Source organism: Lysobacter yananisis (genome assembly GCF_031199375.1).
Taxonomy (GTDB): Bacteria; Pseudomonadota; Gammaproteobacteria; order Xanthomonadales; family Xanthomonadaceae; genus Lysobacter; species Lysobacter yananisis.
In genome coordinates this window covers 3,975,346-3,996,924 of the sequence record NZ_CP133568.1, presented here as the reverse complement: position 1 = coordinate 3,996,924, position 21,579 = coordinate 3,975,346, and the positions used below count along the sequence as shown (strand labels likewise).

The following is a 21,579-nucleotide window of genomic DNA, read 5'->3' as shown; positions in this document are numbered from 1 at the left end:
TCCGGGACCTGCCGTTACTTCCTAGGGAATCGTTCAGGAGTCGGCCGCAAACGCCTCTAGGCCGAGCCTGTGAACGCCGCTGTCGCACCCATTGCTGCGACCCCGTCCAGCCAGGCCCGCGCCGCCGGACTGGCGGCCTGCAGGCGGGCGCTGCGCCCGGCGCCGTCGACGGCGAGGTCGATCCGCAGGTCGGCCGCCGGCAACCAGCCGCGACCGCGTTCGGGCCACTCGATCAGCCACAGCGAGGCCTCGCCGCCATCCAGGCCGAGGAACTCCAGCTCGCCGGCGTCGCCGATGCGGTACAGGTCGAGATGCCAGGCTTCGCCGCCGTCGCTCAACCCGTAGCGCTCGACCAGGGTGTAGGTGGGGCTGCGGATCGCGCCCTGCACGCCGAGCGCGCGCAGCAATGCGCGCGCCAGGGTCGACTTGCCCGCGCCGAGGTCGCCGTGCAGGTGCACGTGCAACGCCGGCGCGTTCGCCGGCAGGTGCGCGCGCGCGGCCGCGAGCGCGGCGCCGAGCGCGTCGGTGGCGTCGGCGTCGGCCAGATGCAGGCGCAATTCGGAAAGGACATCGTGACTCATCGCGAAATCATCGCTCATCCGCGCGCGGATTGGCGCAGCGGCGCAGCCACGGCATCAGGTCGCTCGGCAGCAGGCCGCGTTCGCCGTCGTCGCGCGCGGCGCGGTCGCCGGCCGTCGAATGCAACAGCGCGCCGCAACTGGCCGCATCGAACGCGTCCAGCCGTTGCGCGCGCAGCGCCGCGATCGCGCCGCTGAGCACGTCGCCCATGCCGCCGACCGCCATGCCGGGATTGCCCGCGCCGATCACGCGCACGCCCTGCCCCGGCGCATGCACCAGCGTGCCCGCGCCCTTAAGCACGACCGCACACCGGTAGCGCTCGGCCAAGGCGCGCACCGCGGCGTCGCGGTCGGCCTGCACCCGCGCGGTGTCGCTGCCGAGCAGGCGCGCGGCCTCGCCCGGATGCGGGGTGAGGATGCAGTCGGCCGGCAGCGCGCGCGGCTGCGCGGCCAGCAGGTTCAAGGCATCGGCGTCGAGCAGCAGCGGCTTGTCGCTGGCCAGCGCGGCGGCGAACAGCAGCGCGCCCCACTCCTGGGTGCCCAGGCCCGGGCCGATCGCGATCACGTCGGCGGCGGCGAGCGCGGCGCGCAGGTCGTCGCTGGATTCGACCGCGCGCGGCATCGCCTCGGGCAGGCGCGCCAGCAGCGGTGCGACGTGGTCGGCGCGGGTGGCGGCATCGACCAGGCCCGCGCCGCTGCGCAGCGCCGCCTGCGCGCACAGGACCAGCGCGCCGCCGTGGCCGTGGTCGCCGCCGATGCACAGCACCCGGCCGTTGCGGCCCTTGTGGCTGTCGCGCCGGCGCGGACGCAGCCAGCGGCCCAGATCCGGCGCGCGCAGCCACTCGGCGACCGGATAGGCCGCATGTTCGGACATGTCCACGCCCAGCGACGCCAGCACCGGTTCGCCGACGTGGTCCAGCGCGGCGCCGGTGCGCAGCCCGCGCTTGCGGGCGATGAATTCGAGCGTGCAGTCGGCGACCACCGCGGGGCCCGCGACCGCGCCGCGATCGGCATCGACGCCGCTGGGAACGTCGAGCGCGAACACCGGCGCGCCGTGGCCGTTGATCGCCTCGATCAACGCGCCCGCCACGGCATCGGGCGCGCGGCTCAGGCCGATGCCGAACAAGGCGTCGACGATCGCCTCGGCCGGCGGCAGCGCGCCGTCGAATTCGAGCGTCGCGCCGCCGGCGTCGCGGTAGCCGTCCGCGGCGCGGCGCGCCGGTTCGCCGCGCGGCGCGTGTTCGCGCAGCCGCACCACCGCGACCTTGCGGCCGTTGCGCAGCGCGTGGGTCGCCATGACGTAGCCGTCGCCGCCGTTGTTGCCGGGCCCGCACACCACCAGCAGCGAATAGGCCTGGCTCCAGCGGTCCAGCCACTCGCGCCAGGCCGCTTCGCCGGCGCGGCGCATCAGTTCGAACGCGTCGCCCGAGGCCGCGGCGGCGCCGCGCTCGGCCGCGCGCAACGCCGCGGCGTCGTAGAGCGGGCACGGCGCGGTCGCGGCGCGGGCGCCGGCGCGGCGGCCTTCGGTTTCGGCGGACCGGGACATGCCTGGATTCTATACTTGCCGCATCGTGAGCCAGATCGACGCCAGCCCCAGTTCGCCGCTGCCCGGCCCCGCCGGCCGCCCCGCGCCCGATTACGCGGCGCTGGCGCGGCGCATCCGCGCGCTGGCGCGCGAGTTCGGTTTCCAGCGCTGCGGCATCAGCGGGGTCGAGCTGGGCGAGGACGAGGCCTACCTGCTGGACTGGCTCGAACGCGGCCTGCACGGCTCGATGGACTGGATGGCGCGCCACGGCGAACTGCGCGCGCGCCCGGCGCAACTGCTGCCGGGCACGGTGCGGGTGATCTCGGTCGGGCTGGATTACGGCCGCCGCGACGACGAGGAAGCCTGGGCCACGCTCGCCGACGGCGAGCGCGCCTACGTCGCCCGCTACGCGCTCGGCCGCGACTACCACAAGCTCATGCGCCAGCGCCTGCAGCGGCTTGCCGAGCGGCTGGCCGAACTGGTCGGGCCGTTCGGCCACCGCGTGTTCGTCGATTCCGCGCCGGTGCTCGAACGCGCGCTGGCGCGCAACGCCGGGCTCGGGTGGATCGGCAAGCACACCTGCCTGATCGACAAGGACGGCGGCTCGTGGTTCTTCCTCGGCGAGATCTACGTCGACCTGCCGTTGCCGGTCGACGCGCCGGCCAGCGCGCACTGCGGCACCTGCGTGCGCTGCATCGACGTCTGCCCGACCCAGGCCATCGTCGCGCCGCACCGGCTCGACGCGCGCCGCTGCATCGCCTACCTGACCATCGAGCACGACGGCGCGATCCCGCTGGAGCTGCGCGAGCCGATCGGCAACCGCATCTTCGGCTGCGACGACTGCCAGTTGGTGTGCCCCTGGAACAAGTTCGCCAAGCGCAGCGACGAGCCGGATTTCCGCGCCCGCAACGACCTCGACCGGGCGACGCTGGCGCAGCTGTTCGCGTGGGAGGAAGACGAGTTCCTGCGCCGCACCGAAGGCTCGGCGATCCGCCGCAGCGGGCACGAGCGCTGGCTGCGCAACATCGCGGTGGCGCTGGGCAATGCGCCGACGACGCCGGAGGCGATCGCGGCCTTGCGTTCGCGCCTGCAACATCCCAGCGAACTGGTGCGCGAGCACGTCCAATGGGCGCTCGCGAAGCACGAAGCCTCGCTGTAGGAGCGGCGCGAGCCGCGACTGCGACAACGCAGCTACGACGAAGGTTGCGGCGCAGTTGCGTTGTCGCAGTCGCGGCTCGCGCCGCTCCTACAGGGTCTTCGGCCGCAAACGAAGAACGGCGCCGTAGCGCCGTTCTTTTGTTTCAAGACCCGAGAGCTCAGCCGCGCAACCGCGCCAGCAACTCGCGCGTCACCGGATCCTCCGCCTGCGCCTCGCCGGCCAGCGCCGGCAGCAGCTTGCTGGCGACCTGCTTGCCGAGTTCGACGCCGAACTGGTCGAAGGCGTTGATGCCCCAGAACACCGACTGCAGGTACACGCTGTGCTCGTACATCGCCAGCAGCGCGCCGAGCGAGGCCGGGGTCAGCGCGTCGAGCAGGATCGTCGTGCTCGGGCGGCCGCCGGCGTAGGCGCGGTGCGGGTCGTCGCTGCGCTGGCCGTTGGCGAAGGCCTCGGTCTGCGCGAGCAGGTTCGCGTGCAGGGCGCGATGGTTCTGCGGGTACGGCGCGTCGCTGCGGACCACGCCGATGAAGTCGGCCGGAACGATCGAGGTGCCTTGGTGCAGCGCCTGGAAGAAGCTGTGCTGGGTGTCGGTACCGGCGCCGCCCCACCACACCGGCACGGTGTCTTCGCCGACCGGCGAGCCGTCGAGCTTGACCGACTTGCCCAGGCTCTCCATCACCAGCTGCTGCAGGTAGTTCGACAGCAGCTTCAGACGCTCGTCGTAGGCCAGCACCGCCTGGGTCGCGTAGCCCAGGCCGTTGCGGTTCCAGATCGAGGTCAGCGCGTGCCACGCGGCGAGGTTGCTCTCCAGCGGCGTCTGCAGCACGTGCGCGTCCATCTGCGCGGCGCCGGACAGGAACTGCTCGAACCCGTCCATGCCGATCGCCAGCGCGATCGGCAGGCCCACCGCCGACCACAGCGAATAGCGGCCGCCGACCCAGTCCCACATCGGCAGGATGCGCTCGGGCGGGATGTCGAAGGCCTGCGCGGGGCGTTCGAGGTTGGCGCTGATCGCGTACAGGCGCCCGCCGTCCAGGCTCGCGCTGTCGCCGAGCCAGTCGCGCAGGATGCCGCCGTTGAGCAGCGTCTCCTGGGTGCCGAAGGTCTTGGAGATCAGCAGCGCCGCGGTGCGCTTGGGATCGAGCCCGGCCAGCGTGCGCTGGGCCGCGTGGCCGTCGACGTTGGACAGGAAGTGGACGCGGAAACGGCCCGGCTTCGGCCCGCTCAGCGCGTCGACCGCCAGCCGCGGACCGAGATCGGAACCGCCGATGCCGACGCTGACGATGTCGGTGACCTCGCTCGCTTCCAGCGCTTCGATGGTCGCGCGCATCCGCGCGCGCGCCTTGAGCGCTTCGCGGTGGGCCTCATGCGCGACCGGCGCGTGGGAGAAATCGCCGCGCAGCGCGGTGTGCAGCGCCGGCCGGCCTTCGGTGACGTTGACGGTCTCGCCGTCGAACAGCGCCCGCACGCGCTGCGCGCTGCCGGCCGCCTCGGCGGCGCGGAACAGCCAGCGCACGGCATCGCGGTCGTAATGCTGGCGGGCGAAGTTGGCGTAGACCGGCCCGACCTTGAGCGCGAAGTCGCCGGCGCGGGCCGGGTCGGCGGAAACCAGTCGGGACAGCGGCGTGGCAGCGACGCGCCCGACCTCGGCGCGCAGCTCGTTCAGTCGGGAGGCGTCGCTCATTGCGCGTCGGGTCTCAGGCGGCCTGGGCCGGCATCGAATGGTTGGTGTGGGTCAGCTGGTTGTCGCGGTCCACGTAGACCAGGGTCGGCTTGTACTTGGCCGCCTCGGCTTCGTCGCAGATGCCGTAGGCGCAGATGATCACCAGGTCGCCGGGCTGGGCCTTGTGCGCGGCCGCGCCGTTGACCGAGATCACCCCGCTGCCCTCTTCGCCGCGGATGGCGTAGGTGGAGAAGCGGTGGCCGCTGTTGATGTTGTAGATGTGCACCATCTCGTACTCGCGGATGCCCGAGATGTCGAGCAGGCGGCCGTCGATCGCGCAGGAGCCTTCGTAGTGCAGCTCGGCATGGGTGACGGTGGCGCGGTGGATCTTGGCCTTGAGCAGATTCAGTTGCATGTCGGTCACTCGTGGGCCCGCGGACGCGCGGGCGCGAAGGGTCTGAAGTCTAGCAGCGCATGGCGCGCTGCAACATGGTCCGGGCGCAAGCCGTACGGAACGCAGCTTTCCCGCGCGTTGCGGCCGCCCGCGCCCGCGGCCCGGGCGCCGTCGCCCTGTTCAGGCAACGAATTCGAGGTTGTCGATCAGGCGGGTGCGGCCGAGCCGGGCGGCGACCAGGGCCACGCGCTCGCGGTCGCCGGCATCGCCGGCCTCGGGCAGGCTCAGGTCCGGCCGGCGCAGCACAGCGTAGTCGACCTCGAAGCCCGCATCCGTGAGCCGGCGCGCGGCTTCGGCCTCGACCGCCTCGCGCCCCTGCCCGGCCTGGACCGCCTCGCGGATCCATTGCAGGGTGCGGTGGATCTGCGGCGCGCGCGCGCGCTCGTCCTCGGACAGGTATTGGTTGCGCGAGCTCAGCGCCAGGCCGTCGGCGTCGCGCCGGGTCGGCGCGGCGACCAGTTCGATCGGGAACGCCAGGTCGCGGACCAGGTAGCGGATCACCGCCAGCTGCTGGTAGTCCTTGCGGCCGAACACGGCCACGTCCGGGCGGACCTGGTTGAACAGCCGCGCCACCACCGTGGCGACGCCGTCGAAGTGGCCCGGGCGATGGGCGCCCTCCAGGGTCTCGGTCACGTCCGGCACGGCGATGCGCACCGTGCGCTGCGCGCCGTAGGGATACATGGTCTCCACCGACGGCCGCCACAGCAGGTCGCAACCGGCCGCGCGCAGGCCGTCGGCGTCGGCCTCGGGGGTCCGCGGATAGCGGCCGAAGTCTTCGTTCGGGCCGAACTGGGTCGGGTTGACGAACACGCTCGCCACCACCCGGTCGGCGCGCTCGCGCGCGAGCCGGATCAGCGAATGGTGGCCTTCGTGCAGGTTGCCCATGGTCGGGACGAAGGCGACGCGGTGGCCGGACGCGCGCCAGGCCTGCAGGGTGGAACGCAGCGCGCCCAGTTGATCGACGGTCAGCATGCGGTAACTCGCAAAGAAGGGACGGCGTAAAAAACGGCGTGAAAAAACGACGTGGAAGCGACGGCGCGATCCATGCGCGAGACGGGCCGGACTGGCTGCCGGACGAACGCGAAGGCACGTCCGGCGCAGCGTCCAGGCCTATGTCGGGCCGCGCCGCGGCGATTTCCAGGCCCGCGGCGGCGCGCGCGCTCAGTCGTAGGAGTGCGAGGCGTCGGGGAAGCGGCCGCTGCGCACCGCCTCGCCGTAGGCGGCGAAGGCGCCAGCGACCGAGCCGCCTTCGGCCAGGAAGTCCTTGACGAACTTGGGCCGGCGGTGGCCGGAGTTGACCCCGAGCAGGTCGTGCAGCACCAGCACCTGGCCGTCGCAATGCGGGCCGGCGCCGATGCCGATGGTCGGAATCGCGATCTCGGCGGTGATCGCCTGGGCCAGCCCGGTCGGCACGCATTCCAGCACCAGCAGCGCCGCGCCGGCCTCGGCGACCGCGCGCGCGTCGGCGCGCAGCTTGGCCGCGGTGGCGTCGTCGCGGCCCTGCAGCTTGTAGCCGCCCAGGCGCAGCACCGATTGCGGGGTCAGGCCGAGGTGGGCGCAGACCGGAATCTCGCGTTCGACCAGGAAACGGATGATGTCGAGCTTGTGCCCGGCGCCTTCGATCTTGACCATCGCCGCGCCCGCGCGCAGCAGCGCGGTGGACGCGTCGAGCGCGCGCTCGGCGGTGGCGTCGGAGGCGAACGGCAGGTCGGCGATCAGCAGCGCCTTGGACAGGCCGCGGGCGACGCAGGCGGTGTGGTAGGCCATGTCGGCCGCGCTCACCGGCAAGGTGCTGTTGTGGCCCTGCACGACCATGCCCAGCGAATCGCCGACCAGCACCAGGTCGGTGCCGACGGCGTCCATGGTGCGGGCGAAACTGGCGTCGTAGGCGGTCAGCATGACCAGCTTGCGGCCGTCGCGCTTGGCGTCGGCGAGCATGGGCACGGTCCAGGCCTTGCGCTTCTCGGAAGGCGTGGCATCGGTCGGAGCCGAGGTGTACATGGGCGGAAGTCCGGTGGCGACGGACGTGGTGGGGAGGTCGCCTAACTTAACAGGTTGCCGCCGGCCCGCATCCCTCGCCGGCGGAACGCTGTCGGGCCGCCATGCGCGGGCAAGCCGGCGGACAGGCGCGGCGATGTCGGCGTTCCCACGCGGTTGCGGCCGCCCCCTGCAGGACCGGCGCAAGCCGCGACCGCGCCGATGCGGCCACGGCGAAACCCACAGGAAACCCGCCGCCCCGCGACCGCTTCCGCCACAGCCGTCGGTCGCGCTGGCGCAGGCCGCTTGCGTCGTCGCCGCATCGGCGCGGTCGCAGCTCGCGCCGCTCCTGCACGGGGCGGCCGAACGCGCGACGCGAGCGGACTCAGCCGCCCTCGCCTTCGTCCAGGACCTCGATCCCGCCCAGATCGATCCGCGCCAAGGCCTCGCGCGCCGGGCCCACGCCCGGGATCGACGCCTGCGGCGCGATCTCCACCAGCGGCGCCAGCGCGAAGCCGCGCTCGTGCAGGTGCGGATGCGGCACCTGCAAGCCGGTTTCGGCGATGACGGCCTCGCCGTACAGCAGCAGGTCCAGGTCCAGGGTGCGCGGCCCCCAGCGGTCGCTGCCGTCGGCGCGGCGCGCGCGCCCGGCCTCGCGCTCGATCCCGAGCATCGCCGCGAGCAGTTCGCGCGCCGGCAGCGCGGTGTCCAGCCACGCCACCGCATTGAGGAAGTCCGGCTGGTCGGTGCGGCCCCAGGCCGCGGTGCGGTACAGACGCGAAGCGCGGCGCAGGCGCGAATGCGGCAGCGCGGCGAGCGCGTCCACGGCCGCGCGCAGCACCGCGGCGCTGTCGCCGAGATTGCTGCCCAGGCCGATGTAAGCGGAAACGGTTGGCGTCATGGCGGTGCGGCGCGCGAACGGACGGCGAACGGGCCGACGCCGCCGGGCGCGAGGCGGACGGCGGGCGGCGATGCGAAACGGTGTAGCTGGCTGGAACTGCGCAGGCTGAAATCGCGCCGGCTGAGATCGTGCTGGCCGAAATCGTGCAGGCCGAAAGCGCGCAGACCGAAATCGGGTCGGCGCGAGCGGCGCAGGCCGCGTCGGGACCGACGGCCCGGCATGGCCGGTCCAAACCGGCCGCGCCGAAGCCGGGCGACGACGCAGCGCGGCGCCGCGGGCTTACTCCGCGGCGCCGCCCACCGGCGCGCCGCGACGGCGCCGGCGGCGCTTGCGCGGAGCCTGGCCGTCGCCGCTCTCCTCGTCGCCGCCGTCCTCGCCCGCGCGCTCATGCTGCGCTTCGTGCTGGGCCAGCGATTCGTTCGGGTGCTGCTGCGCCTCGCGCCAGAACTCGACATCGGCCGAATGCTCGTCCGAGGCGGCCGTGCGCAGGCTCAGGAAGTCGAACGCGGCGCGGAAGCGCGGGTGCGACAGCAGCCGGAACACGCGCTTGCGCTGGCGCTGCTGGAACCGCGACTGCAACAGCCAGATCTCCTGCATCGGCAGCGAGAACCGGCGCGGCAGCGCGATCGTGGCGAGTTGGTGCAAGGTGACCCGGTCGGCCGCGCGGCGCTGCGCTTCGGCGGTATGCACGCCCTGCGCCTGCAGGCCCATCAGGTCGCGGCAATACGCCGGCCACAGCAACAGCGCGAACAGGAACGCCGGCGATACCGGCTCGTCCGCGGCGACGCGCGCGTCGGTGCCCTTGAGCCCTTCCAGCACCATCCGCCGCAGCGCGCCGCTGCGGTTGGACTTCAGCGCCGCGGCGCTTTCCGGCAACAGCGCCGGCAGCAGGCCGTAGCGCTCCAGGCCGAGGAAGCTCTCGACCGCGTGGCCGGACAGGAACAGCTTCAGGCATTCCTCGAACAGCCGCGCCGGCGCGGCTTCGGCCAGCAGCGGCGCCAGCTTCGGGATCGGCGCGGCGGTGTCGCGCTCGATCTCGAAGCCGAGCTTGGCCGCCAGGCGCACCGCGCGCAGCATCCGCACCGGGTCTTCGCGGTAGCGCGTTTCCGGATCGCCGATCAGGCGCATCAGCCGGTTCTGCACGTCCTCGAAGCCGCCGACGTAGTCGCGCACCGAGAAATCCTCGACCGCGTAGTACAAGGCGTTGGCGGTGAAGTCGCGGCGCACCGCGTCGTCCTCGATGCTGCCGTAGACGTTGTCGCGCAGCAGCCGGCCGCCGTCGTCGGTCTCGCGGTCGCCGCTGCCGTCGTCGATGTTGGCGCGGAACGTCGCCACTTCGATGATCTCGCGGCCGTAGACCACGTGGGCCAGGCGGAAGCGCCGGCCGATCAGGCGGCAGTTGCGGAACAGCCCCTTGACCTGCTCGGGCGTGGCGTCGGTGGCCACGTCGAAGTCCTTGGGATGGCCGCCGACCAGGATGTCGCGGACCGCGCCGCCGACCAGGTAGGCGCCGAAGCCGCTGTCGCGCAATCGGTACAGCACCCGCAACGCATTGGGGCTGATGTCCTTGCGCGAGACGTTGTGCTGGTCGCGCGGGATCACCCGCAGCGAGGTTTGGATATGGGATGAGATGTTGTCGGCTTGCATCGAACGCGGACGCGCCGCCTTTTGAAAGAATTCGTGGGTCAGGCCGTTGCCGGAGGCTGCGGCGGCGCATATACTAGCAGGCCGCACGGGATTGAGAGACTGTGCGGTCCACCAGGAAGCCTCCGGACGCCGGAGACCCCGGGCGGAGGTTCCAACGCTCCCTTCGTCTAGAGGCCTAGGACGTGGCCCTCTCAAGGCTAAAACACGGGTTCGAATCCCGTAGGGAGCGCCATCCAGGCGACCATGTCGCAGAAAAAGCCCGCCTCGCGCGGGCTTTTTCGTTGCTGGGCCGGGCCGGCCGGGGCCGGCCGCCTGGAAACGGCCGGCCGAACCGCGCCGCGCGCCACGGCCCGCTCGCGCGAGCGCCGCGGCATTGCGATCCGCGCCGCCGCCCCCAGCACGCGCTGCGTCGCGGATGCGGGCCGACGCGCTGCGCACAACCGCGCCATCGAGCAGTTCCGTCCATGGCGTTACCCGCTTCCCAGCTTGCGTAAGAGAACACGCGCAGCCTTGGGCCGGCGCGGCGCGAGTGGCTACACTATCGACCGCCCGGCCTGCACCGCACCGGATCACCTACAGGACCCAGCCATGCCCTTCGTCGTCACCGAGAACTGCATCAAGTGCAAGTACACCGACTGCGTGGAGGTGTGCCCGGTGGACTGTTTCCATGAAGGCCCGAATTTCCTGGTGATCGATCCGGACGAATGCATCGACTGCACCCTGTGCGAGCCGGAGTGCCCGATCAACGCGATCTACCCCGAGGACGACGTGCCCGCCGGCCAGGAGGCCTTCGTCGCGCTCAACGCAGAGCTGGCCCAGGCCTGGCCGGTGATCACCACGCGCAAGGACAGCCTGCCCGACGCCAAGGAGTGGGAAGGCAAGACCGGCAAGATCGACCTGCTGGAACGCTGAAGGCCCGGGGCCTATAGAAGTGAGCGCAGAGGAGCGAGGAGTGAGCGAGAGCCTGCTTTCGCTCACTCCTCGCTCCTCTGCGCTCGCTCCTCGCCCTCTCCGGCGCGGATGCGTTCATCCGCGCGTGCCTAGACTGGCCGCGGTCCCCTACCGCCGCGCCGCCATGTCCAAGCTTCTGCCGTTCGGCCTGTTGCTCGCGTTGTGCCTGACCCCGGCGGCGACCGGCGCGCAGCACCGCGGCTTCGATCTGTCGCAACTGGATCTCTCGCAACTCGACCTGTCGCGGCTGGATCCCGCCGCGATCATGGCCAGCGCCAACGACACCCTGATGCGCGCGCCCGACGCGCGCATCGACGGCCTGTTCCAGGCCCTGCGCAGCGCATCGCGCGACCGCGGCGACGCCGCCACGCTGTGCGCGCTGTTCGATCCGCGCGCCGACCGCAGCGCGCAGGCGTTGATGGCGGCGGCGCAGCGGCTCAGTCCGGACAGCCACCAACGCTTCGGCAACGCCCTGATCGAGATCGCCGCCAGCGGCCTGCAGAGCCCGCGCCAGGCCTACGACGCGGGCGCGGCCAAGCAGTCGCTGAAGTCGGCCGCGGCGCAGGCGATGATGCTGCACGACGGCTTCGGCGCCGGACTCAATGCCGACGGCGCCGACGAGACCTCGCGCCAGGCGCGCTGCCAGTCCTTCGCCTGGCTGCTCGACGCGCTCGGCGAGCAGCCGCTGGCGCAGCGCGCGGGGGCGATGCGGCTGCTGTTGAACGAAGGCATGAACCGGCTGGCGGTGCGCTGAGGCCAAGGGTCCGGCGATCCGACCCAAAAGCATCGGGCCTGAAGGCCCTCCCACAAAAGCCCGGCGCCCGGGCCTGCTCTTGTGGGAGGGGCCTGCTCTTGTGGGAGGGCCTTCAGGCCCGACGCTCTCGGCTCAGATCGCCACCCACCCCAACAACGAAAACGGGCGCCCCAGGGCGCCCGTTTCCGCATCCGGCCGAAGCCGGAAACAACCGATCAACGCCCGCCCAGCGCCGCCTTCAGGTCGGCGATCAGCTTGGTCGGGCCGGCGCCGGACGCCGGCAGGCCGCGCGGGTCGACCGCCGAGACGTAGGCGCCCGCCTCGACCGCGCTGACCCGGACCAGGAAGTTGGCGCCCTGGTAGCTGACGTCGTAGGCGCCCAGCAGCTGGGCGCGGCTGGCGATGGTCAGGCCCTCGGTCTTGCCGAGGACCTCGCCGACCTTGTTGAAGGCATCGTCGCGGTTGCCGCTGAGGGTGAAGCCCAGCGCCGAGGACGCCGGCGCGCCCGGCTGGGCCTGGATCGGACGGTTGGCCGAGGCCGTCGCCGAGCCGCCCGGGATCGCCATGGCGCCGTCGGTGCGCGGCTGGTCGAGGTCCGGCGGCACTTCCAGCGGGCGGTTTTCCGGCGCTTCGGCGTAGAGCTTGTTGCCCTTGCGGAACCAGCTGCAGCCCGAAGTGGCGACCACGGCCAGCAACAGACCGGCGACGACCGCGCGGGACAGGGAAACGTTGGAACGCATGGGTATCTCCTGCAAGGGTTCAGGCCGCGAGGTTGGCGCGGCTCAGGTGTTCGAGTTCGGCGGCCAGGGCGCTGGCCTGGCGGGCGGCATCGGCGTGCGCCGGCGACAGCGTCTGCAACGGCAGGCGCAGGCCGTGGCCGATGCCTTGCGCGGCCAGCAGCGCCTTGACCGGGATCGGGTTCGGCTCGACGCCGAGGAAATCGTAGGCCGGACGCAGGCGCGCGTCCCAGGCCTCGGCGTCGCCGCGCTTGCCGGCGCGGGCCAGGTCGGCGAGGCGGCGGAACGCGGCCGGCATGGCGTTGGAGCCGACCGAGACGATGCCGTCGGCGCCGGCCAGCATCGCCCGGCACGCGGTCGGATCGTCGCCGCTGAGCACGGCGAAGGCGTCGGACTTCAGCGCCAGCAATTCGTGCATGCGCTGCGGGTCGGACACCGCTTCCTTGATGCCGACGATGCGCGGATGCGCGGCCAGTTCGGCCACGGTCGCCGGCAGCAGGTCGCAGCCGGTGCGGCCGGGCACGTTGTAAAGCACCACCGGCAGCGCGCCGTCGTCGGCGATCGCGCGGTAATGGGCGAGCAGGCCGGCCTGGGTCGGGCGCACGTACGGCGGCGCGACCACCAGCGCCGCGTCGGCGCCGAGCGCGGCCACGCGCCGGTTCAGTTCGATCGTCTTGGCGGTGTTGGACAGGCCGGTGCCGGCCAGCACCGGGATGCGCCCGGCGACGAATTCCACCGCGCTGCGCAGCAGGGTGTCGTACTCCGCGTCGAACAACGCCGCCGCCTCGCCGGTGGAGCCGGCCACGACCACCGCCTGGGTGCCGCCCTCCAGCTGTTTCGCCAGCAGCGTGCGCCAGGCGTCCAGGTCGAGTTCGGCGGACGCGGTGAACGGCGTCGCCAGCGCGGTGATGCTGCCGGTAAGTCGCAAGTTGGAACCTGTTTGAGCGTTTTGAGCGTTGGGGAGCGGCCGCGGGGCGGTCGCCGGGGACGGGCGGGACGGTCCGGGCGCCACCGCCGCGGGCCGCGGCGGCGGTCGGCCGAGCGGGCGCGGCCGCAAGCGACCGGAACCGGGCCTGCGGACACGAAACCATGCCCACGGACGGCCATACACCGGGCGATGTTACTTGCGGCGCGAAAGCGCGGGCAAGTATGCTGACCTGCAGTCGCGGCCCGCGCCCGGGCCGCCGTTCATTCTCCGAGCCGACATCCGCTCCCCTTGCAGGCGCCGCCTTGACCGATTCCGCTTCCCGGCCGTCGCCGAACGATAACCACCTCCTGATCAACGCCTATACGACGCATCCGGAGTCGCCGCTGCTGTCGGTGACCCGCCGCATCGCCGACTCGGGCTGCAATCTCGTCGACGCGCGCCTGGCCACGGTCGGCCGCGACGTGTCGGTGACCGCGCTGGCCCAGGGCTCGTGGGATTCGGTCGCCAAGCTCGAAGCCATGATGGCCCGGCTGGAGCGCGAGGAAGGCCTCAAGCTGGTGTGGTACCGCACCGGCGCCAAGCAGGTGCAGTCCAACCTGCTGCCCTACATCGTCGAAGTCGTCGCCGCGGACAAGCCCGGCATCCTGTTCCAGCTGGCCGACTTCTTCGACCGCCAGGGCATCACCATCGAAAGCCTGCACTGCTCGCGCTACCGCGCGATGCAGACCGGGGCGGACATGTTCTCGGCCCAGATCACGATCGGCGTGCCTTCGAGCATGCACATCGCCGCGCTGCGCGACGATTTCCTCGAGTTCTGCGACCACTTGAACCTGGACGCCATCATGGATCCGATGAAGTTCTGACGGGTAGTCTCCAATCATGCTCGACACCGGCGATCGCGCTTACGGCGGCAAAGCCCCCAACTACGACCTGGCCCTGTCCAGCGGCGAAACGGTCAAGCTCAAGGATTACGCCGGCGGCTGGCTGGTGCTGTACTTCTACCCCAAGGACAGCACCCCTGGCTGCACCACCGAGGGCCTGGACTTCAACGCCCACCTGGCCAAGTTCAAGAAGCTCGGCGCCACCGTGCTGGGCGTGTCGCGCGACTCGGTCAAGTCGCACCAGAACTTCTGCGCCAAGCAGGGCTTCAAGTTCGACCTGGTCAGCGACAAGGACGAAACCTTGTGCAACGCCTTCGGCGTGATCCAGGAAAAATCGCTGTACGGCCGCAAATACATGGGCGTGGAGCGCAGCACCTTCCTGATCGACCCGAAGGGCGTCATCGTGCAGTCATGGCGTCCGGTGAAAGTCGCCGGGCATGCCGAAGCCGTACTCGCCGCGCTCAAGGACCACGCCGCCCAGTGAGGCCGCCCCTTTCCCCGACGCGCCGCCGTCCCGCCCCGCGGGCCATGGCGGCGCTGCCGTGCGCGCGCGCCCGCGCGCCGGCCCGCAGCCTTCCGAGTTCCTGTCCCCCGGCGTGCCGCCACGCCACTCTCCCGCGGAGTTGTCGATGACACGAAGCAAGCGCATCTACGTGCTGGATACCAACGTGCTGATGCACGATCCCACCGCGCTGTTCAAATTCGAGGAGCACGACGTCTACCTGCCGATGCAGGTCATCGAAGAGCTCGACAACGGCAAGAAAGGCACCTCCGAAGCCAGCCGCAACGCGCGCCAGGTCAGCCGTTTCCTCAACGAGCTGATCGAGGCCGAGGGCACCGACAAGATTTCCAGCGGGATTTCGCTGGTGCGCCCGCAGGGCCTGCAGCTGCGCGGCGCGCAGAGCATCGGCAAGCTGCGTTTCCAGACCGATTCCTTCGATGCCGGCAAGCGCTTCGGCACGGTGATCCCGGACAACCACATCCTCGGCGCGGTGCTCGCGCTCAAGGAGAGCGACCCCGGCGCGCCGGTGGTGCTGGTGTCCAAGGACATCAACCTGCGGATCAAGGCGTCGATCGCCGGGATCGTGTCGGAAGACTACGAGAACGACCGCGCGCTCGACGACTTCAGCCTGCTCTACACCGGCGCCACCGCGCTGCCGGAGGATTTCTGGCAGCGCCACGGCAAGGACCTCAAGTCCTGGACCGAGAAAGGCCGCACCTTCTACGAGATCGGCCGCACCGACAACGACGACTGGTATCCCAACCAGTTCCTGTACCTGCCCGGCGACGACGAGTCCGAGCTCAAGGTGACCAAGGTCGGCGAAGAGCGCGTGACCCTGCAGATCGTCGACGACTTCCGCCATCACCAGCATTCGGTGTGGGGCATCGCCGCGCGCAACCGCGAGCAGAACTTCGCGCTCAACGCGCTGATGGACCCGGAGATCGACTTCGTCACCCTGCTCGGCACCGCCGGCACCGGCAAGACCCTGCTGGCGCTGGCCGCGGGCCTGGCGCAGACGATGGACCAGCAGCGCTACCGCGAGATCATCATGACCCGCGCCACGGTCAGCGTCGGCGAGGACATCGGCTTCCTGCCCGGCACCGAGGAAGAGAAGATGACCCCGTGGATGGGCGCGCTGACCGACAACCTGGAAGTGCTGACCCACAACCAGGACGGCGGCGCCTGGGGCCGCGCGGCGACCAACGACCTGCTCGCTTCGCGGATCAAGATCCGCTCGATGAACTTCATGCGCGGGCGCACCTTCCTCAGCCGCTGGCTGATCCTGGATGAGGCGCAGAACCTCACCCCGAAGCAGATGAAGACGCTGATCACCCGCGCCGGCCCGGGCACCAAGATCGTCTGCCTCGGCAACGTCGAGCAGATCGACACGCCCTACCTCACCGAGACCACCTCGGGCCTGACCTACGCGGTCGACCGCTTCAAGGGCTGGGCGCACAGCGCGCACGTGACCCTGCGCCGCGGCGAGCGCTCGCGCCTGGCCGATTACGCCTCGGAAGTGCTGTAGCCGATGGGGTCGACGACAAGGACGTTGTCGCGCGGGTTGCGCATCGCGCTGGCGGTGTTCGCGCTCGCCCTGTTGGCGCGGATCGGCTTCGAGTTGTGGGCCGACGAGGTGCAGGGCGAGCCGCTGGACGACGCGCCGATCGCCGTCGCCAGCGGCGGCGCGCTGGATGCGCGCATCCGCCTGCGCGTGCGCGACTCCTACCGCATGCAGCTGGTGTTCCTGATCCCGCCCGGCGGCCGCGAGCGACTGCGCGACCTGCTCGCCGAACCGGTGCCTCGCGGTGGCCCGCCGGTCTCCGAAGGCGTGGTGGTGCCGCTGCGCTGGTCGCTCAGCGAGGCCGACAGCGGCCGTGTCGTCGCTCAGGGCGAACCGCGGACCGAGGGCCTGGATGCCTGGAACAGCGACATGTTCTGGCGCGAAGCCGCCAGCTTCGCCGCCAAGCCGGGCTGGTACCGGCTGCGGGTCCAGGCGACCCGGCCGGTGCCGGAACTGGCCGGCGTGACGACCCTGATCAACGTCGGCCTGCGGCCCAAGGCCAGCAGCAGCTGGCAGACCGAGTGGGCCTGGTTCGGCCGCCTGCTGTGCCTGCTGCTGGACCCGCTGTTGCTGCTCGCGGGGTTGCTGTTGGCGTGGTTCGTCGGCCGCCGCCTGTGGTTCGCTCGACGCGCGATCGCCGCGCCGGCCTGACCCGGATTCGACACGGGGCCGCCGCGCCGCGATGACGCCCGGATCGGCGCTGCCGCGCCGGGCGCTTTTCGCTACGCTTGCGCCATGAGCGCTACTCCCCGCACCGCCGCCATCGTTTCCGCCCTGACCATCGCCGGCTCCGACTCCGGCGGCGGCGCCGGCATCCAGGCCGACCTCAAGACCTTCGCCGCGCACCGCGTGCACGGCCTCAGCGCGCTGGCGGCGCTGACCGCGCAGCACACCCGCGGGGTGACCGCGGTGCACGTGCCCGACGTCGGTTTCCTGCGCGCACAGATCGACGCCTGCTTCGACGACTTCGAGGTGCGCGCGGTCAAGCTCGGCATGCTCGCCACCGCCGACGTCATCCACGCCGTGGCCGACACGCTGGAACAGCACAAGCCGCGCTGGCTGGTGCTCGATCCGGTGATGGTCGCCACCTCCGGCGCGCGCCTGCTCGAACCCTCGGCGCTGGACGCGCTGCGCACGCGGCTGCTGCCGCTGGCCAGCGTGGTCACGCCGAACCTGCCCGAAGCCGAACTGCTGATCGGCGCGCCGATCGCCGACCGCGACGCCATGCGCGCCGCGCTCGACGGCCTGTTCGCGCTCGGCGCGCGCGCGGTCCTGCTCAAGGGCGGCCACCTGCCCGGCGACGGCGACGTGGTCGACCTGTTCGCCGTGCCCGGCGCCCCACCGCGCGAGATCGCCCATCCGCGCCTGCAAGTCGACGCGCACGGCACCGGCTGCACGTTGGCCTCGGCGGTCGCCGCGAATCTGTGCCTGGGCCGTTCGCTCGAAGACGCCAGCATCGCCGCGGCCGACTACGTCCACCTCGCGCTGCGCCAGGGCTACAAACCCGGCCGCGGCGAGGTGCTGGTGCTCGATCATTTCGGCGCCGCGCCGCGTGGCTGAGCCGGCGCGGATCGAGCCGCGCGCGCTGACCGGCGCCGACGGCCATCGCTGGTCGCTGCTGTGCGCGCTGCCGGCGCGCCCCAGCGCCAGCCTGCTGTGGCTGCCGGCGCTGGGCGTGGCCGCGCGCCACTACCAGCCCTTCGCGCACGCGCTGGCCGCGCGCGGCGTGGCGGTGTTCGTGCACGAGTGGCGCGGCAACGGCGGCAGCAGCCTGCGCGCCAGCCGCGCCTGCGATTGGGGCTACCGCGAACTGTTGCTCGACGACCTGCCGCTCAGCGACGCCGAAGCCGCCGCCGCGCTGCCGGGCGTACCCCGCATCGTCGGCGGCCACAGCCTCGGCGGGCAGATGGCGTGCATGCGCCTGGGCCTGGCCGCGCTGGCCGGCGACCCGCTGATGCCTACATCGCTGTGGCTGGCCGCCAGCGGCGCGCCGTATTGGCCGACCTGGCCGCTGCCGAGCCGCCTGGCGATGCCGCTGATCTACCGTTTCCTGCCGTGGCTGGCGCAGGTCAACGGCACCCTGCCCGGCCGCCGCATCGGCTTCGGCGGCACCGAGGCGCGCAGCCTGATCCGCGACTGGGGCCGCACCGCGCTGAGCGGCACGTACGCGGCGCGCGGGATCGAAGCGGACATCGAAGCCGGCATGGCGCAGGTGCGCGTGGACGCGCGCGCGGTGCGCATGGTCGACGATTGGCTGGTGCCGCGGGCGTCGCAGGATTTCCTGCTCGGCAAGTTGCCGCTGGCGCGGGTCGAAGCCGTCGAATTGGGTGCGCGCGAGCTCGGCGTTCGCGCCGATCATTTCGCCTGGATGAAGCAACCGGATGCGGTAGTCGCCGCGTTGCTGCGCTAGCGCCCTGTAGGAGCGGCGCGCGCCGCGACCGCGAAACCGCACATACGACGCAACCGGCCGCCCCGCGGTCGCGGCTCGCGCCGCTCCTACAGGGATGGCTGCCGGCATTTACGCTGTCGGACCGATCTTTTACGCCGAATTTACGCGGCGACGCCGATCGCGAAATAGCGGCTTTACGCCCGCCCTTCCGAGAATGAACACGTGGCCGAACCGGCCTCGTTCGCTTCTTTCCGGATACTTCCATGTCGTCGTCGCATCACCTGTTCCGCCGCCGCGAAGCCGCCGCGCCGTTGCTGCTGGCCGCCTGCGCCGGCCTCGGCCTGCTCGCGCTGGGCGCGGATGCGCGGGCCGAGCAGGCGCCCGCCTTCACCCTCAGCGGCTCGGCCGCGCTCACCAGCGACTACGTCTGGCGCGGCAGCTCGCAGACCCAGGGCGACCCGACCGCGCAGGTCGGCGTCAAAGCCGCCCATCGCAGCGGTTTCTACGCTCAGGTCTGGGGCTCGGGCGTCGAGTTCGCGCCGGACACCCACGCCAGCAGCGAGCTCGACTTCACCGTCGGCTGGGCCGGCAAGATCGCGCCGGACTGGGCGCTGGACGTCAACGTCCTGCATTACCGCTATCCGTCCACCACGGTCGATCTGAACTGGACCGAGCTCAACGGCACGGTCACTTACCGCGACAACTACTGGCTGTCGCTGGCGTATTCCAACCAAGCGCTCGGCAGCAAGGACCGCGGGATCTACTCGCAAGTCGGCGCGCGCTTCCCGGTCGACGACGCGCTGCGTTTCGAAGCCGCGCTCGGCCATTACTTCCTCGACGACGTCTACGGCCGCAGCTACACCCACGGCCAGCTCAGCGCGATCTGGGCGTTCAAGAGCCCGTTCGAACTGCGCCTGACCGCGCACGGCACCGACCGCAACGCCGAGCGGATCTTCGGCGATTCCCTGGCCGGCTCGCGCATCGAAGCGGCCCTCCAGGCGTCCTTCTGACAGGAGATACGACCATGCCCGGCTGGCTCTCGATGCTGTGCGCGATCTCGGTCCTGGTGGCCGCCGCGTACCTGCTCTACGTCGTGCTGCGCCCCGAGGATTTCTGAGGCGCGCCCGCGGCGCGAGGAACGCGCCGCGGTTCCATTTTCTTGCGCGCATCCGTCGTTTGAGCGGATGCGCGCGAGGCCGTTGCCGCGCCGGATGCGCGGATGCGGCCCCACCACCGTCCGGTGTTCGTCATGATCGAAATCTTCCTCGTCTTCGCGCTCGCCATCGGCCTGGGCTGGCCGCTGGGCCACTACCTGGCCCGGGTCATGCGCGGCGACCGCTCGCGCCTGGACCCGCTGTTCCTGCCGCTGGAACGCGCGATCTATCGCGCGCTCGGCACCGATCCGTCGCGCGGCATGAGCTGGCGCGGTTATGCGCTGGCGTTCGCGCTCAGCAACGCCGTGCTCGCCGTCTTGGTCTGGGTGTTGTTCATGACCCAGGCCTGGCTGCCGCTGAACCCCGACGCCGCGCCCAACATGCGCTGGGACACCGCGCTGCACACCATGGTGTCCTTCCTCACCAACACCAACCAGCAGCACTACTCCGGCCAGGCGCAGCTGAGCTATCTCTCGCAGATGGTCGGCATCGTCGGCCTGCAGGTGGCGACGCCGATGATGGGCCTGGGCATCGTCGTGGCGACCCTACGCGGCCTGTTCGGCGGCCGCCAGGCGATGGCCAACCCCGGCGCCGCGGCGCACGAGGGCGAAACCCGCGACCTCGGCAACTACTGGGTCGACGTCACCCGCGCCACGCTGCGCTTCATGCTGCCGCTGTGCCTGCTGTGGGCGGCGTTGCTGACCTGGCAGGGCGTGCCGTCGACGCTGCAAAGCGGCGCGACCGTTGCGCCGCTCGACCAAAGCGCCGAGCTGAAACAGCAGAAGATTCCGGTCGGGCCTGTCGCGGCCATGGTCGCCGCCAAGCAGCTCGGCACCAACGGCGGCGGCTGGTACGGCCCCAACAGCACGGTCGCGCTGGAGAACCCGACCCCGTTGTCGAACCTGCTGGAAACCCTGGCGCTGATCCTGATCCCGGTCGCGGTGACCTTCATGGTCGGCCCGTTCACCGGCCGGCGCAAACTCACCGCGCTGGTGTTCGGCAGCATGCTGCTGATGTCCACCGTCTCCACCGGCATGTCGGTGTGGTCGGAAGCGCATTCGGCCACGACCGCCGACGCCGCGCTGATGGAAGGCAAGGAAACCCGCTTCGGCGCCAGCGACTCGGCGCTGTGGTCGGCGCTGACCACGCAGAGCAGCAACGGCTCGGTCAACGCCATGCACGACTCGCTGGCGCCGCTGACCGGCGGCATGGCGATGGTCAACATGCTGATCAACGCGATCTGGGGCGGCATCGGCTGCGGCCTGCAGCAGTTCCTGGTGTATCTGCTGCTGTCGGTGTTCCTCGCCGGGCTGATGACCGGACGCACGCCGGAATTGTTCGGCCGCAAGATCGAAGCGCCCGAGGTGCGACTGCTGGCGCTGCTGATCCTGCTGCAACCGCTGGTGGTGCTGGGCTTCAGCGCGATCACCCTGGCCCTGCCCTCGATCACCGGCAACTCGAATCCGGGCTTCCACGGCATCGGCCAGGTGTTCTACGAGTACACCTCGGCGTTCGCCAACAACGGCTCGGGCTTCGAAGGACTCGGCGACGCGACCTACTGGTGGAACCTGAGCTGCGCCGCGGTGCTGGCGCTGGGCCGCTATCCCGCGCTGATCGTGCCGCTGGCCGTCGCCGGCCTGCTCGCGCGCAAGCGGGTGGCGCCGGAAAGCGGCGGCACCCTGCACGCGGAAACCCCGACCTTCGCGCTCACGCTGATCGCGGTGATCGCGATCCTGACCGTCCTGCAATTCATGCCCGCGTTGGTGCTCGGCCCGATCGCCGACCACCTGACGCTCGCGACCAAGGCGCTGTGAGGTA

General features: G+C 71.4%; 22 protein-coding genes and 1 tRNA gene. 13 read left to right on the top strand and 10 right to left on the bottom strand.

Annotated features, from left to right (window positions below; all coding sequences use genetic code 11):
• Positions 1–56: 56 nt before the first annotated feature.
• Both tsaE and RDV84_RS16715 read right to left on the bottom strand, forming a co-directional pair.
• Positions 57–581, bottom strand: a complete 525-nt coding sequence (tsaE, locus tag RDV84_RS16720; protein ID WP_309150969.1) for a tRNA (adenosine(37)-N6)-threonylcarbamoyltransferase complex ATPase subunit type 1 TsaE — start codon at positions 579–581, stop codon at positions 57–59.
• Between the two features lie 7 nt (positions 582–588).
• Positions 589–2,124 (bottom strand): NAD(P)H-hydrate dehydratase, encoded by a 1,536-nt coding sequence (locus RDV84_RS16715; protein WP_309150968.1) that lies wholly within the window; start codon positions 2,122–2,124, stop codon positions 589–591.
• On the opposite strand from RDV84_RS16715, the gene queG reads away from it, so the two are divergent.
• On the top strand, positions 2,123–3,262 hold the full coding sequence (queG, locus tag RDV84_RS16710) for a tRNA epoxyqueuosine(34) reductase QueG (RefSeq protein WP_309150967.1): 1,140 nt from the start codon (positions 2,123–2,125) through the stop codon (positions 3,260–3,262). The genes RDV84_RS16715 and queG overlap by 2 nt on opposite strands.
• Before the next feature lie 157 nt (positions 3,263–3,419).
• On the opposite strand, the gene pgi is transcribed toward queG, so the two are convergent.
• From pgi to pcnB, 6 genes are all read right to left on the bottom strand, one after another.
• Complete coding sequence (gene pgi / locus RDV84_RS16705) at positions 3,420–4,946, bottom strand: glucose-6-phosphate isomerase (RefSeq protein ID WP_309150966.1); 1,527 nt, start codon at positions 4,944–4,946, stop codon at positions 3,420–3,422.
• Between the two features lie 13 nt (positions 4,947–4,959).
• On the bottom strand, positions 4,960–5,340 hold the full coding sequence (panD, locus tag RDV84_RS16700; protein WP_057948096.1) for an aspartate 1-decarboxylase: 381 nt from the start codon (positions 5,338–5,340) through the stop codon (positions 4,960–4,962).
• A gap of 159 nt (positions 5,341–5,499) precedes the next feature.
• Positions 5,500–6,351 carry a pantoate--beta-alanine ligase gene (panC, locus tag RDV84_RS16695; RefSeq protein WP_078996751.1) on the bottom strand — a complete coding sequence of 284 codons (852 nt, stop codon included), beginning with the start codon at positions 6,349–6,351 and terminating at the stop codon, positions 5,500–5,502.
• Between the two features lie 189 nt (positions 6,352–6,540).
• A complete protein-coding gene (gene panB, locus RDV84_RS16690; RefSeq protein WP_057948098.1) occupies positions 6,541–7,380 on the bottom strand; it encodes a 3-methyl-2-oxobutanoate hydroxymethyltransferase in 840 nt (279 codons plus the stop codon).
• A gap of 361 nt (positions 7,381–7,741) precedes the next feature.
• A complete protein-coding gene (gene folK, locus RDV84_RS16685) occupies positions 7,742–8,257 on the bottom strand; it encodes a 2-amino-4-hydroxy-6-hydroxymethyldihydropteridine diphosphokinase (protein ID WP_309150965.1) in 516 nt (171 codons plus the stop codon).
• Positions 8,258–8,536: 279 nt separating this feature from the next.
• Positions 8,537–9,904: a polynucleotide adenylyltransferase PcnB gene (gene pcnB / locus RDV84_RS16680; RefSeq protein ID WP_078996749.1), complete on the bottom strand. Its 1,368-nt coding sequence runs from the start codon at positions 9,902–9,904 to the stop codon at positions 8,537–8,539.
• A 156-nt stretch (positions 9,905–10,060) separates the two neighbouring features.
• On the opposite strand from pcnB, the gene RDV84_RS16675 reads away from it, so the two are divergent.
• From RDV84_RS16675 to RDV84_RS16665, 3 genes are all read left to right on the top strand, one after another.
• Positions 10,061–10,136: transfer RNA gene (locus RDV84_RS16675), tRNA-Glu, on the top strand.
• A gap of 356 nt (positions 10,137–10,492) precedes the next feature.
• Positions 10,493–10,816, top strand: a complete 324-nt coding sequence (gene fdxA / locus RDV84_RS16670; RefSeq protein ID WP_057948102.1) for a ferredoxin FdxA — start codon at positions 10,493–10,495, stop codon at positions 10,814–10,816.
• A 163-nt stretch (positions 10,817–10,979) separates the two neighbouring features.
• The gene (locus RDV84_RS16665; protein WP_309150964.1) at positions 10,980–11,609 is read left to right on the top strand and encodes a hypothetical protein; all 630 of its coding nucleotides are present in this window, start codon (positions 10,980–10,982) and stop codon (positions 11,607–11,609) included.
• Between the two features lie 215 nt (positions 11,610–11,824).
• On the opposite strand, the gene RDV84_RS16660 is transcribed toward RDV84_RS16665, so the two are convergent.
• On the bottom strand, positions 11,825–12,349 hold the full coding sequence (locus RDV84_RS16660) for a hypothetical protein (RefSeq protein ID WP_057948104.1): 525 nt from the start codon (positions 12,347–12,349) through the stop codon (positions 11,825–11,827).
• Between the two features lie 19 nt (positions 12,350–12,368).
• Positions 12,369–13,274, bottom strand: coding sequence for a 4-hydroxy-tetrahydrodipicolinate synthase (gene dapA / locus RDV84_RS16655; protein WP_057948105.1), 906 nt, complete (start codon positions 13,272–13,274; stop codon positions 12,369–12,371).
• Positions 13,275–13,495: 221 nt separating this feature from the next.
• Here dapA and RDV84_RS16650 point away from each other — a divergent pair, with 221 nt between their 5' ends.
• The 9 genes from RDV84_RS16650 (at position 13,496) to kdpA (ending at position 21,575) form a co-directional block, all read left to right on the top strand.
• The gene (locus RDV84_RS16650; RefSeq protein WP_138885121.1) at positions 13,496–14,137 is read left to right on the top strand and encodes a glycine cleavage system transcriptional repressor; all 642 of its coding nucleotides are present in this window, start codon (positions 13,496–13,498) and stop codon (positions 14,135–14,137) included.
• Positions 14,138–14,153: 16 nt separating this feature from the next.
• Positions 14,154–14,639, top strand: a complete 486-nt coding sequence (locus tag RDV84_RS16645) for a peroxiredoxin (protein ID WP_309150963.1) — start codon at positions 14,154–14,156, stop codon at positions 14,637–14,639.
• Between the two features lie 145 nt (positions 14,640–14,784).
• Positions 14,785–16,182, top strand: coding sequence for a PhoH family protein (locus tag RDV84_RS16640; RefSeq protein WP_057948108.1), 1,398 nt, complete (start codon positions 14,785–14,787; stop codon positions 16,180–16,182).
• A gap of 24 nt (positions 16,183–16,206) precedes the next feature.
• Positions 16,207–16,869, top strand: coding sequence for a DUF5625 family protein (locus RDV84_RS16635; protein ID WP_309150962.1), 663 nt, complete (start codon positions 16,207–16,209; stop codon positions 16,867–16,869).
• An 84-nt stretch (positions 16,870–16,953) separates the two neighbouring features.
• Positions 16,954–17,778: a bifunctional hydroxymethylpyrimidine kinase/phosphomethylpyrimidine kinase gene (gene thiD, locus RDV84_RS16630; protein ID WP_250449756.1), complete on the top strand. Its 825-nt coding sequence runs from the start codon at positions 16,954–16,956 to the stop codon at positions 17,776–17,778.
• The gene (locus RDV84_RS16625; RefSeq protein ID WP_309150961.1) at positions 17,771–18,628 is read left to right on the top strand and encodes an alpha/beta hydrolase family protein; all 858 of its coding nucleotides are present in this window, start codon (positions 17,771–17,773) and stop codon (positions 18,626–18,628) included. Before thiD ends, RDV84_RS16625 begins: the two co-directional genes overlap by 8 nt.
• A gap of 242 nt (positions 18,629–18,870) precedes the next feature.
• Positions 18,871–19,617, top strand: coding sequence for a TorF family putative porin (locus RDV84_RS16620; protein ID WP_309150960.1), 747 nt, complete (start codon positions 18,871–18,873; stop codon positions 19,615–19,617).
• Between the two features lie 14 nt (positions 19,618–19,631).
• On the top strand, positions 19,632–19,724 hold the full coding sequence (locus RDV84_RS16615; protein ID WP_057948112.1) for a potassium-transporting ATPase subunit F: 93 nt from the start codon (positions 19,632–19,634) through the stop codon (positions 19,722–19,724).
• A 132-nt stretch (positions 19,725–19,856) separates the two neighbouring features.
• Positions 19,857–21,575, top strand: coding sequence for a potassium-transporting ATPase subunit KdpA (gene kdpA, locus RDV84_RS16610; protein WP_309153744.1), 1,719 nt, complete (start codon positions 19,857–19,859; stop codon positions 21,573–21,575).
• The last annotated feature ends 4 nt before the right edge of the window (positions 21,576–21,579 follow it).

Coding starts and splice junctions, on each gene's coding strand:
- thiD (WP_250449756.1), top strand. CDS start 16,954: ATGAGCGCTACTCCCCGCACCGCCGCCATCGTTTCCGCCCTGACCATC.
- RDV84_RS16620 (WP_309150960.1), top strand. CDS start 18,871: ATGTCGTCGTCGCATCACCTGTTCCGCCGCCGCGAAGCCGCCGCGCCG.
- panB (WP_057948098.1), bottom strand. CDS start 7,380: ATGTACACCTCGGCTCCGACCGATGCCACGCCTTCCGAGAAGCGCAAG.
- panD (WP_057948096.1), bottom strand. CDS start 5,340: ATGCAACTGAATCTGCTCAAGGCCAAGATCCACCGCGCCACCGTCACC.
- RDV84_RS16615 (WP_057948112.1), top strand. CDS start 19,632: ATGCCCGGCTGGCTCTCGATGCTGTGCGCGATCTCGGTCCTGGTGGCC.
- kdpA (WP_309153744.1), top strand. CDS start 19,857: ATGATCGAAATCTTCCTCGTCTTCGCGCTCGCCATCGGCCTGGGCTGG.
- folK (WP_309150965.1), bottom strand. CDS start 8,257: ATGACGCCAACCGTTTCCGCTTACATCGGCCTGGGCAGCAATCTCGGC.
- fdxA (WP_057948102.1), top strand. CDS start 10,493: ATGCCCTTCGTCGTCACCGAGAACTGCATCAAGTGCAAGTACACCGAC.
- pcnB (WP_078996749.1), bottom strand. CDS start 9,904: ATGCAAGCCGACAACATCTCATCCCATATCCAAACCTCGCTGCGGGTG.
- RDV84_RS16715 (WP_309150968.1), bottom strand. CDS start 2,124: ATGTCCCGGTCCGCCGAAACCGAAGGCCGCCGCGCCGGCGCCCGCGCC.
- RDV84_RS16660 (WP_057948104.1), bottom strand. CDS start 12,349: ATGCGTTCCAACGTTTCCCTGTCCCGCGCGGTCGTCGCCGGTCTGTTG.
- RDV84_RS16665 (WP_309150964.1), top strand. CDS start 10,980: ATGTCCAAGCTTCTGCCGTTCGGCCTGTTGCTCGCGTTGTGCCTGACC.
- queG (WP_309150967.1), top strand. CDS start 2,123: ATGCCTGGATTCTATACTTGCCGCATCGTGAGCCAGATCGACGCCAGC.
- RDV84_RS16645 (WP_309150963.1), top strand. CDS start 14,154: ATGCTCGACACCGGCGATCGCGCTTACGGCGGCAAAGCCCCCAACTAC.
- panC (WP_078996751.1), bottom strand. CDS start 6,351: ATGCTGACCGTCGATCAACTGGGCGCGCTGCGTTCCACCCTGCAGGCC.
- pgi (WP_309150966.1), bottom strand. CDS start 4,946: ATGAGCGACGCCTCCCGACTGAACGAGCTGCGCGCCGAGGTCGGGCGC.
- RDV84_RS16640 (WP_057948108.1), top strand. CDS start 14,785: ATGACACGAAGCAAGCGCATCTACGTGCTGGATACCAACGTGCTGATG.
- tsaE (WP_309150969.1), bottom strand. CDS start 581: ATGAGTCACGATGTCCTTTCCGAATTGCGCCTGCATCTGGCCGACGCC.
- RDV84_RS16650 (WP_138885121.1), top strand. CDS start 13,496: ATGCTGACCTGCAGTCGCGGCCCGCGCCCGGGCCGCCGTTCATTCTCC.